The following is an 11,383-nucleotide window of genomic DNA, read 5'->3' as shown; positions in this document are numbered from 1 at the left end:
TCAATATGGTATTTTATTTTATTAAATTTCAATATTGGCATGTAAATTGCAATATAATAATGAAATTTATATTAAGGAGTGAATAGAATGGCTAAGAAACAGAGAGAAAAGAGAAAACCTACACTTGTACAAGGAATTATACCTTTATTATTTATGGTTGTTGCATTGACCTTTGGCGTAGGATTTTTAAAGCTTAGGACAGAGCCAATAATAATAGTTTCAGCTTTTGTAGCAGGAGCTATTGCATGGCATTTAGGTTATACTTGGGAAGATATGCAAAAAGGGATTATCGAAAAGATTGCTAGGGCACTTCCTGCTACATTGATTTTATGGAGTGTAGGATTATTGATAGGCTCTTGGATGTATTCAGGAACAGTCCCTATGATTATTTACTATGGTGTAGAAATTGTCAATCCAAAATATCTTTTAGTAACAGCATTTATTATATCTGCTATACTTTCTACTGTAACAGGAACTTCGTGGGGATCAGCAGGTACTATAGGAGTTGCAATAATGGGAATAGCTGGAGGTCTTGGCGTTTCTCTTCCAGCAACAGCGGGAGCAGTAGTAGCAGGAGCATATTTTGGAGATAAACTTTCTCCACTTTCTGATACTACAAATTTAGCTCCGATTGCTGCAGGCGCAGAATTATACGAACATATAAAACATATGCTTTATACAACAGTACCTGCAATGATTGTATCTTTAATAGTATATTTTATTGTAGGTATGGGATCAAGTGGTTCAGCTACTACTCCTGAAACTGTTATTACATTACAAAGTGAATTAAGCAGTATGTTTAATTGGAATATTATTTTATTATTACCTGTTTTACTTATTATAGGAGGTTCTCTATTTAAATTACCAACTATACCTACCATGTTAGGCACAAGTTTAATATCTGTAATTATAGGGATGCTTGTTCAAGGATTTAGCTTAAAAAATGGTTTTGTATCTCTGATTCAAGGATTTAATGTAGGAATGACTGGATTTGAAGGAGAAGTATCTTCCGTAGTCACTACTCTTATAAATAGGGGTGGGGTAGTATCTGTAACTATGACTACAGTACTTATATTTTCAGCTATGGGTTTTGCAGGGATAATAAGTGCTTCAGGAATGTTAGATGTAGTTTTAGAGGCTTTATTAAGCAAAGTAAAGACTACGGCAGGAATAATTCTTTCTACCATTGCTTCTTGTTTTACAGTTGCATTTGTAACAGGTAGCTCTTATTTATCAATATTAATTCCTGGAGAATTATTCAAAGAAGCTTATAAAATAAGAAATCTACATCCTAAAAATTTATCTAGAACACTAGAAGACTCAGGTACAGTTTTGGTTCCACTTATACCTTGGTCAGCAGCAGGAGCTTATATGAGCGCTACCCTTGGAGTTTCAACTATAGAGTATATACCTTGGGCAGTTTTAAACTATATGGGGATAGTATTTGCAATCATACTTGCCTTTACAGGTATAGGTATAACAAAGCTTGATCCAAACAAGGTAGATGAAAAAGAAGCTTAGAAAGGAGCTTTAATATGATACTAATAAAAAATATAGAAGTTTATTCTCCCGAATATCTAGGGGAAAAAGATGTATTAATTACAAATGAAAAAATAACTTTAATAGAAGATAATATAGAAAAATTTAGTGAAAAGATAAAAGTAATAGATGGAAAGGACAGGATATTAGTTCCAGGTCTAATCGACAATCATGTTCATATAACAGGTGGAGGTGGTGAAGGAAGTTTTAAAACTAGAGTTCCAGAGATTACCCTATCAAAGTTGATACAAGGTGGAATTACCACAGTTATAGGACTTCTTGGCACAGATTCTACAACCAGATCTATTGAGAACTTAGTAGCTAAGGCTAAAGCTTTAAAAGAAGAAGGAGTATCTGTTTATGTTCATACAGGAGCATACGGCTATCCATCAACTACATTAACAAAGGAAGTAAAAAAGGACATAGCATTTATTGAAGAAATAATAGGGGTAAAAATAGCACTTTCTGATCATAGATCTTCAAGTTTAAATGAAGATGAATTAGCTCGTCTTGCATCAGATGCTAGGGTAGCAGGAATGATATCAGGTAAGGCAGGTATTGTAGTAGCTCATATGGGTAGTGGGAATGAGGGATTAGGTCTAATAAACAGGGTTTTAGAAAAAACTGAGATTCCAATTAGAACCATTAGACCTACACACATAAATAGAAAAAAGGAATTATTACTAGAAGGATTTGAATATGCAAAAAAAGGTGGAATTATTGATCTGACCTGTGGTATATATGATGAATTATCTCCAAGAAAAGCTCTAAAACAAGCCAAGGAAAATGGGGTACCTTTAGAAAATATATTGGTTAGTTCTGACGGATATGGAAGTTTTTCAAATTACGATAAATATGGGAACCTTTTAAATATAGGAGTATCTTCAGTTAATAGTCTTTTAGAAGAATTAAAGAAAATGGTTAAAGAAGAAAACTTTGACCTCGAAGAAGCTTTGAGATTTTTTACTATAAATGTGTCAAAGGCTTTAAGTTTATATCCTAAAAAGGGAATAGTAAGAGAAAATTCTGATGCTGATTTATTAATTTTAAATAGAGATATGGAATTAAAATCAGTAATATCAAAAGGTAAATTGATGATGGATGATTCAAAGATATTGATAAAGGGAACATACGAATAAAATTTAATTTTCACCAAAGGCTTTTACTTTGAATATAATAAATAGAAATATATTATAAAGTAAAGGTGTGGGTAAAATGGCTAATAATAAGATGTCATGTCCAAAGGGTACAATGCCTTATACAATTAAAAGTGGAGATACATTTTATCTAATTGCAAAGACTTTTGGTATTTCTGTAGAATCATTAATGGCAGCTAATCCAGGAGTAAAACCGGAAAAACTATATGTAGGTCAAGTGATATGTGTTCCAGCAGCTTGTTCTTATGGCACTACTGCATATATGATAAAAAAAGGTGATACTATTTATAAAATTAGTATAGAGTACAATGTATCAGTAGATAAAATAATTCAAGCCAATCCAGGCATACAACCTGACAATTTAACTATAGGAGAAGTAATTTGCATACCACAATATTAGACAAAATCTGCCAGGATATTAATATCCTGGCAGATTTTGTTTGATAAATACTTAGAGGTATTGAATTTTTAAACTCAATAGGATAAAATTGAAATAAATATAATAGAAAGAAGGGCTTAGATGTCACACTATATTCCAAGTAGAGAAGATGCTTATGAATTACTTAGAAAACATGTACAGGATGAAAGTCTCATTAATCATAGCCTAAGTGTAGAAGCTGCAATGGCCCATTTTGCAGAAAAATTTGGTGAAGATGTTGAAAAGTGGAGTGTAATAGGTCTAATCCATGACCTTGATTTTGAAAAATATCCAGATCAGCATTGCAAAATCACAAAAGAAATTTTAGAAAAAGAGAATTGGCCTGATGACTACATAAGAGGGGTAATGAGCCATGGGTGGATAACTTGTACAGATGTAGAGCCGAAACATATAATGGAAAAAGTGATTTATACAGTAGATGAGCTAACAGGATTAATCTATGCAACTGCACTTATGAGACCTAGTAAAAGCATACTTGATTTAAAAGTAAAATCTGTGAAGAAAAAATGGAAACAAAAAAGTTTTGCTGCAGGTGTTGATAGAGATGTAATATCTAGAGGTGTAGATATGTTAGATATGGAATTGAATGAAGTCATAGATGAAACAATAAAAGCTATGCAAATGGTAGCTGAGGAGATAGGATTAAAGGGCAATCTTTAATGGCTTTATAGAATTTTGATAGAATATGGAGATGATAAATCTATGAAAATTGACTTTGAAGGGATTTTAAACAATTTAAGTAAAAAGGCAAATCAAATATTAGAAGATAATGATGGATTAAGAAATTTAATTCAAAATGGAAAAAAGAAGATTGAAGAAAATGAAGTTTTTAGAGATTTGTTAAATGATTTAAAGCTTTCAATAGATTTAATTAGTGATTGGAATAAAGGTGCTTACAAAGATTTTTCAAAAAATTATTTGATCATGATTATTATTGGATTTATCTATTTAGTCACTCCAATAGATATAATTCCTGATTTTATAGTAGGAGGATTCTTAGATGATGTAGCTGTATTTGCATATATATTCAAGAAGATGGAGCATGAGCTAGAAAAATATAAAGAGTGGAAAAATTCTGCAGATGATATAGTAGATTTGGATGATTTAGATGATGAAGATATGTTTAAAGATGAAGAAACCTCTGCAGATGAAGACATGTTTGTAGATGAAGACATGTTTGCAGATGAAGATATGTTTGTAGATGAAAATTAATTAGGAAGATAGAAAGGAGATAGACTTGGAAAATTCATATAAATTTTATACTAATAAGGCGTGTCAATTTTTACCTTGTCATAATGTAGATAATGTGGAGGAATTTAACTGTATGTTTTGTTATTGTCCACTTTATTTCTTGGAAGAGTGTGGAGGAAATTATAAAGATAAACATGGAATAAAAGACTGTAGTGCTTGTCTTATTCCACATAGACCAAATGGATATGACTATATAAACAAAAAAATATCAGAGATAAACGAAAAAAGAGTAATGGAAAGATTGGGAATAGACATTGAAGATGAAAAATAGAAAATAATAAAGTGGGGAAAATAAATGTTAGCTTTGATTGGAGAAATGGCTGCCTTAGGGACAGCCATTTGCTATACACTAAATGGAGTATGCTTTGAAATAGCTGGTAGAAAGGTAGGAACTTTAGCAGTTAATTTTATTAGATTGATAATAGGATTTTTTTTGTTAAGTGTGTTTACTTATTTTTACAGGGGGCAATTACTACCCCTAGATGCTAGTTTACATAATTGGACTTTTCTTGGAATTTCAGGATTAGTAGGTTTTTTTATAGGAGATCTATTTTTATTTCAATCTTATTTAGAAATAGGTACTAGAGTAGGGATGCTAATGACTGCTGCAAGTCCTCCTATAACAGCATTATTGGCATTTTTGTTTTTAGGAGAGAAGGTTTCTCTTGTGGGAATCTTAGGTATGATGTTAACTATGTTTGGTATTTCAATTGTAATCTTGGGAAAAGATACAAATGAAAAAAAGATAAAGATAAATCACAGCGTTAAGGGACTTACATATGCATTTATAGGAGTTGTAGGGCAATCTGTGGGAATGATATTTAGTAAAATAGGAATAGGAGATTATAGTCCTTTTGCAGCTACTCAAATTAGAATTATATCGGGATTTATTGGATTTATACTACTTTTTTTATATCTAGGTAAATGGGGAGATTTGAAAATAGCAATTAAAAATAAAAAAGCTATGACTTACATAAGTTTAGGAGCACTTTTTGGTCCATTTTTAGGAGTTTCTTTGCAATTATTTTCATTACAAAAGACTACAGCAGGCATATCTGCTACTATAACCTCTATAATGCCTGTTACTATAATTCCATTTTCCATATTTTTATATAAGGAAAAACTAAAGTTTAGAGAAGTCCTAGGAGCTGTTATTTCCATAGTAGGGGTGTCTATTTTATTCTTAAAATAAGGGATTACAGCAAAAGTTATTATTTATATAATATTATTTATGAATGTTAATCATATAGGTATAAATGTAAAAATATTGTCTAAATTAATAAAAAATAATGTTTGCAAATAGTATTTTTATATGTTAAGATAAACTTGAAAATTAAATAATATCTTTAGGTTTTAAAATTAAAAGGGAAATGGGTGAAAATCCCATGCAACCCCCGTTACTGTAAATGATGACTAAATCAACTTAATGCCACTGGAGAAATCTGGGAAGGTGTCGGTTTGGTATGATTCATAAGTCAGGAGACCTGCCTAATAGATGAGTAAAACAACTTCGGAGGGAAGTCATGGTTTTAATGTGCAAAATATGATTTACTTTGCTTAATTATATTAGTATATGCCAGTCCTTTTCTCTAGAGAAAAGGACTTTTTTAATTCAATCAATAATAAATAATAGTCTAAGAGAGTATCTATCTTCTAAAATCCATATAATGGGTTACCTCCTTAAAGGTCAAAATCTTTCTTAGACTAATATTATTTTTATTTATAGGAGGAAAACAATGAATATAATGGTTCAAGGAACTACTTCTTCAGCAGGGAAGAGCTTAATGGTCACAGGATTGTGTAAGATGTTTAGAGAAGATGGGTATAATGTCATACCTTTTAAATCTCAAAACATGTCTTCTAAATATTTCCAGACTGCTGAAGGTGCAAAAATGAGTACAGCTCAAGCTCTACAGGCAAAAGCAGCAGGGGTAGACCCTCATCCAGATATGAATCCAATACTATTACAACCCCAAACAGACAGAAAGTCAAAGGTAATTATAAAAGGTGAAGAAAAATATGAGATGGATGCTAGGGAATACTTTGAATTTAAAAATAGTTTAAAAGACATGATAAAGGAAACTTTTCATAAAATAGAAAAAGAAAATGATATTGTCGTTATAGAGGGAGCGGGAAGTCCTGCTGAAATAAATTTAAAGCAAAATGATATAGTCAATATGGGAATGGCTAAGATGGCGGATTCACCAGTATTGCTAGTTGCTGACATAGACAGAGGCGGTGTATTTGCATCTTTATATGGAACAGTTATGCTTTTAGAAGAAGATGAAAGACAAAGGATAAAGGGACTTATAATTAATAAGTTTAGAGGAGATAGAACTCTTTTAGATTCAGGGATAAAGATGATAGAAGAGATGTTAAACATCCCTGTAGTAGGCACAATTCCATATGTAAAATTAGAACTAGTAGATGAAGATACTCTTATAGATTATGACAAAAGATGTAATAATAATCCTCAAAGTGATGAAGAATTGGAAAATGAATTAGATAAACTATCTAATGTATTAAGGGAGAATATGGACATAAAATATATATATAAATTAATGGGAATTGAAAAATGATTAGTGTAATATTGGGATCAATATTAGATTTTTTCATAGGAGATCCCTATAGCTTTCCTCATCCTGTCAAGCTTATGGGAAAAGTAATTGGTTTTGAGGAAAGATTAGCTAGAAAGTTTTTTGAGGATTCACTAAAGCTTGTGGGATTTTTTATAGTAATTATAAATATATTCTTAGGGTTTTTTATGACCTTTTACATATTAAAGATTTTAAAACCTTATGATGTAGCATATTATATTGTGAATATTTACTTAATCTATACAGCTATAGCAGCCAAGTCTTTAGCCTTTGAAGGGAGAAAGATAGTACAAGCTCTTAATGAAGGAATAGATCAAGGTAGAAATCGATTATCTTATATAGTTGGTAGAGATACTAAAAATTTAAATGAAGAAGAAATAATCAATGCTACTGTAGAGACCATAAGTGAGAACACATCAGATGGAATTATAGCTCCTTTATTTTTTATAATATTATTTGGAGCTCCAGGAGGCATGATGTATAAATTTGTAAATACAATGGATTCAATGCTTGGGTATATGGATGAAAAATACAAGGATATAGGATATTTCCCTGCTAAAGTGGATGATATATTAAACTTTATCCCTGCAAGAATTACAGCCTTGCTTATGATCATATCATCTATTGGTAAATTTGATGTTAAAAGAGGATTTAAAATACTATTGAGAGATAGGTTGAAACACAAAAGTCCAAATAGTGGCTATCCTGAATCAGCTACGGCAGGTCTACTAGGGATAAGGCTAGGTGGAAGTAATTATTATCATGGAGTGCTAGTTGAAAAACCTAATATTGGAGATAAGATAAATAAAATAACAATAAAGGATATAGATAATTCAATCGAAATAATGTATAGAAGTGAAGTTCTATTTCTATTATTATATATAATTATTTTTATTTAAATAGGAGGAATTATGAAGAAGATATATGGTATAGGAACTGGGCCAGGAGATCCAGAGCTATTAACACTTAAAGCAGTAGAGAAAATAAAAGAATCTAAAGTAATATTTGCACCAAACAATAAGGGAACTAATATGGCCTTAGATACAGCAAGGGAGTATGTAGCAGATAAAAAGATTGTATTAATAGATTTTCCCATGGGACATGTAACTAGGGATGATTATAAAAAGGCAGCAGATATAATTTACAATGAGATAGAAGAGGGAGATTCTGGAGCTTTCTTAACTATTGGAGATCCTATGGTATATAGTACATTTATATATATTATGGAGGAACTAGAGGGAGTTGATATTGATATAGAAATAGTATCAGGGATTCCTTCTTTTGTAGCAGGAGCTGCATCTAGTAAAAGAGCTTTAACAGTAAAAGGAGAAAAGTTCTTATTATGTGATGAATATGATGAAGATATTCTAGAAAAAGTAGATTCAATAGCTATATTAAAGACCTTTAAAGAAAAAGAAAACATATTAAATGCTTTAGAAGATAAAGGATTTGATTATAAGTATATAAAAAGGGCCAGTTTAAAAGAAGAGCAAATATTAGAAAATAGGGAAGAAATTTTAAATGATAGAGATTATATATCCTTAATTTTAGCAAGGGTAGGGGGAAAAGATGAGGAATAAAAAAATAATTATATTAGGTTTAGTAGTGGTTTTAATTGTGTCAATATTCACAGCTTGTAAATCAGGAGAAATAGATACTAGTACAGAGGATCAAGGAGAAAATCAAGACCAAATAGAAGAACAACAAACAGAAGATGAATATGGAATAAAAGTTACTGATACAGATGTTACCTTTGTAGATGGAAGAGGAAAAGAAGTAACTATAGACAAAAACCCAGAAAGAGCAGTTGTCTTATTTGGTTCATATCTAGATATATGGACTAGAAATGGTGGAGAAATGGTAGGAATGATAGAGCCAAGTGAGTGGATGGATATACCAAATGCAGAAAATATAAAAATAGTGGGGAAAAGAGCTTCTCTAAGTATAGAAGATATAATAGCTCTTAATCCAGATTTAGTAGTAATGAGTTCAAATACTGGATTTGATTTAGAAATTATGGATGCATTAGAACAAACGGGAGCTCAGATTTTGGCAATTGACTATTCTCTTAAAGATGATTATTTTAAAACTGCAAAATTATTTGCTGCTATAAACGATAAAGAGTATTTATATGAAGAAGAAGCTTTAAAAATCAAAAATGAAATTCAAGCAATAATAGATAAGATACCAAATGAAGACAATCCAACAGCTGCTGTAATTTTAAATACTACAAATAAATTATCCCTTAGAACGGCAGATACAACTATAGGTGAAATGTTTAAAGATTTAAAAGTAAAAAATATAGCTGATCCTAATAATGATAAAAAGGGAAGTTTAGATTTTAGTTTAGAGACAATTTTACAAGAAGATCCAGATTATATATTTGTTCAGACAATGGGTTCAGATTTAGATGCAGTTAAAGCACATATTAAATCAGAATTTGAATCAAACCCTGCATGGAGTTCGCTTTCAGCAGTGAAAAATGATAGATATATAGTATTGCCAAAAGAATTATATACTTATAAAGCAAATCATAGATATGAAGAGGCGTATAGAGGATTAGCAGAAAAATTATATCCAGAAATATTTAACTAAAATGATAATAAGGAGTAGTTATGACTAAAAAGATTAAAAAGGCATCGGAGAAAAATTTTATACTTATAGTATTTATCTTTATATTCATAGCTAGTTTTTTATATAGTGTGGGAAGTGGAGCTGTTAAAATAAAGCCTTTAGATATATTGAGGATAATACTAAGCCAAGAAGAATCAGTTAGTTATCAAATAATATGGAATGTAAGACTTCCAAGAACTATTGTGGCTATGTTAGTTGGTATATCCCTATCTATATCAGGGGCCATACTCCAAGGTATAATGAGAAATCCCCTTGCAAGTCCAAATATAATAGGAGTATCATCTGGAGGAGGATTTTTTGCATATATTATATTAATTATATTTCCAGACTATTACTATCTAGTACCTCTAGGGGCATTTATTGGAGCTTTATTAGCTACATTATTTATATATACATTGTCTTGGAAGCAGGGAGTGCTACCAACCAGACTTATACTAGCAGGTGTGGCAGTATCTTCGCTTTTTAGTGCAGGGACTAACAGTCTTATAACTTTTTTCCCTGATAGAGTCCAGGGAGTTCTTGGATTTATGGTAGGTGGATTAGCAGCAATTACTTGGAAGGATGTAAGGATGATTATTCCATATACAATTGTTGGAATTATTATTTTAATCTTTATTTCAAATAAATTAAATATATTGATGCTAGGTGATGAAGTAGCCACAGGTTTAGGACTTTCTGTTGAAAAGACTAGATTCATATTTATAATAATTGCAGCTTTACTTGCAGGTTCGGCAGTATCTGTAGTTGGACTTTTAGGATTTGTAGGGCTTATAGTACCGCATATGACTAGGATTTTTATAGGTTCAGATTATAGATATTTATTTCCAGCCACAGTTTTTGTAGGTGGCTCAATGGTTATGATTTGTGATACCTTGGCAAGGACATTATTTGCACCTATGGAAATTCCTGTAGGAGTTATAATGTCGGCCCTTGGAGCACCATTTTTTCTATATTTATTGAGAAAAAAGGAAGGGGTTAGATAGATGAGTATACAAACAAAAAACTTGAAAGTTGCCTACGGACATAAATTAATAATCAAAGATGCGAGTCTAAGGGTTGAAAAAGGAGAAATAGTAACCATAATAGGACCAAACGGATCTGGGAAATCTACACTTATAAAGACATTGTCTAGATGTCTAAAGCCTAAGGGTGGAAGTATATTGTTGAATGGGGAAGATATAAGAGATATTCCTACTAAAAAGATAGCTAAGCAGATGGCAATTCTTCCACAGAGCAAACACCATTCTTCAGATATAACTGTTGAAAATTTAGTTTCTTATGGAAGATATCCACATTTAAATTTTGGAAAAAGGTTAAGCAATGTAGATAGGGAAATTATAGACTGGGCTATAGAAAAAACTGGACTTAAAAATTTTAAAAAAAGATTTGTAGCAAATTTATCTGGAGGAGAAAGACAAAGGGCTTGGATAGCAATGGCATTAGCTCAAAAGCCTGAGATATTAATACTTGATGAACCTACTACATATTTAGATATATCTTATCAAATGGAGATTCTAGAATTAGTAAAAGAATTAAATAATACATTGGGGATCACTGTAATTATGGTTTTACATGACTTAAATCATGCGGCAAGGTATTCTCACAGAATTTATGTACTTCAAGAAGGAAAGATATGTGAATGTGGTTCACCTAAAGATATTATAAATAAGGATTTACTAAAAGATGTATTTAGGATAGATGCTCATATTTATAGAGATGAAATAAATAATTGCCCCTATTTTATAGCACAAAAAGTAAATTAAAGG

13 protein-coding genes and 1 riboswitch are annotated in these 11,383 nt (G+C 31.1%); all 13 genes read left to right on the top strand.

The window, feature by feature from the left end:
- Positions 1-87: 87 nt before the first annotated feature.
- The 13 genes from nhaC (at position 88) to AC4PG3_RS10065 (ending at position 11,380) form a co-directional block, all read left to right on the top strand.
- Positions 88-1,521, top strand: a complete 1,434-nt coding sequence (gene nhaC, locus AC4PG3_RS10125; RefSeq protein WP_492196512.1) for a Na+/H+ antiporter NhaC — start codon at positions 88-90, stop codon at positions 1,519-1,521.
- Positions 1,522-1,535: 14 nt separating this feature from the next.
- A complete protein-coding gene (gene iadA, locus AC4PG3_RS10120) occupies positions 1,536-2,678 on the top strand; it encodes a beta-aspartyl-peptidase (protein ID WP_492196511.1) in 1,143 nt (380 codons plus the stop codon).
- Positions 2,679-2,754: 76 nt separating this feature from the next.
- On the top strand, positions 2,755-3,096 hold the full coding sequence (locus AC4PG3_RS10115) for a LysM peptidoglycan-binding domain-containing protein (RefSeq protein WP_492196510.1): 342 nt from the start codon (positions 2,755-2,757) through the stop codon (positions 3,094-3,096).
- Positions 3,097-3,216: 120 nt separating this feature from the next.
- Complete coding sequence (locus AC4PG3_RS10110; protein ID WP_492196509.1) at positions 3,217-3,795, top strand: HDIG domain-containing metalloprotein; 579 nt, start codon at positions 3,217-3,219, stop codon at positions 3,793-3,795.
- A 42-nt stretch (positions 3,796-3,837) separates the two neighbouring features.
- The gene (locus AC4PG3_RS10105; protein ID WP_492196508.1) at positions 3,838-4,347 is read left to right on the top strand and encodes a YkvA family protein; all 510 of its coding nucleotides are present in this window, start codon (positions 3,838-3,840) and stop codon (positions 4,345-4,347) included.
- A 25-nt stretch (positions 4,348-4,372) separates the two neighbouring features.
- A complete protein-coding gene (locus tag AC4PG3_RS10100; protein WP_492196507.1) occupies positions 4,373-4,657 on the top strand; it encodes a cysteine-rich small domain-containing protein in 285 nt (94 codons plus the stop codon).
- Positions 4,658-4,681: 24 nt separating this feature from the next.
- Complete coding sequence (locus tag AC4PG3_RS10095; RefSeq protein WP_492196506.1) at positions 4,682-5,578, top strand: DMT family transporter; 897 nt, start codon at positions 4,682-4,684, stop codon at positions 5,576-5,578.
- A 140-nt stretch (positions 5,579-5,718) separates the two neighbouring features.
- Positions 5,719-5,892: riboswitch (cobalamin riboswitch) on the top strand.
- A 230-nt stretch (positions 5,893-6,122) separates the two neighbouring features.
- Complete coding sequence (locus AC4PG3_RS10090) at positions 6,123-6,965, top strand: cobyric acid synthase (protein WP_492196505.1); 843 nt, start codon at positions 6,123-6,125, stop codon at positions 6,963-6,965.
- Complete coding sequence (gene cbiB, locus AC4PG3_RS10085; protein ID WP_492196504.1) at positions 6,962-7,882, top strand: adenosylcobinamide-phosphate synthase CbiB; 921 nt, start codon at positions 6,962-6,964, stop codon at positions 7,880-7,882. Before AC4PG3_RS10090 ends, cbiB begins: the two co-directional genes overlap by 4 nt.
- Before the next feature lie 12 nt (positions 7,883-7,894).
- Positions 7,895-8,563 carry a precorrin-2 C(20)-methyltransferase gene (cobI, locus tag AC4PG3_RS10080; RefSeq protein WP_492196503.1) on the top strand — a complete coding sequence of 223 codons (669 nt, stop codon included), beginning with the start codon at positions 7,895-7,897 and terminating at the stop codon, positions 8,561-8,563.
- On the top strand, positions 8,553-9,578 hold the full coding sequence (locus AC4PG3_RS10075) for an ABC transporter substrate-binding protein (protein WP_492196502.1): 1,026 nt from the start codon (positions 8,553-8,555) through the stop codon (positions 9,576-9,578). Before cobI ends, AC4PG3_RS10075 begins: the two co-directional genes overlap by 11 nt.
- 20 nt (positions 9,579-9,598) lie before the next feature.
- A complete protein-coding gene (locus AC4PG3_RS10070; protein WP_492196501.1) occupies positions 9,599-10,600 on the top strand; it encodes a FecCD family ABC transporter permease in 1,002 nt (333 codons plus the stop codon).
- On the top strand, positions 10,601-11,380 hold the full coding sequence (locus AC4PG3_RS10065) for an ABC transporter ATP-binding protein (RefSeq protein WP_492196500.1): 780 nt from the start codon (positions 10,601-10,603) through the stop codon (positions 11,378-11,380). It abuts the gene before it with no gap.
- Positions 11,381-11,383: the final 3 nt, after the last annotated feature.

The sequence above is a fragment of the Tissierella sp. QWL-11 genome (assembly GCF_058683765.1).
The sequence above is the reverse complement of the archived record's forward strand: the minus strand, read 5'-3'. Positions and strand labels throughout refer to the sequence as shown.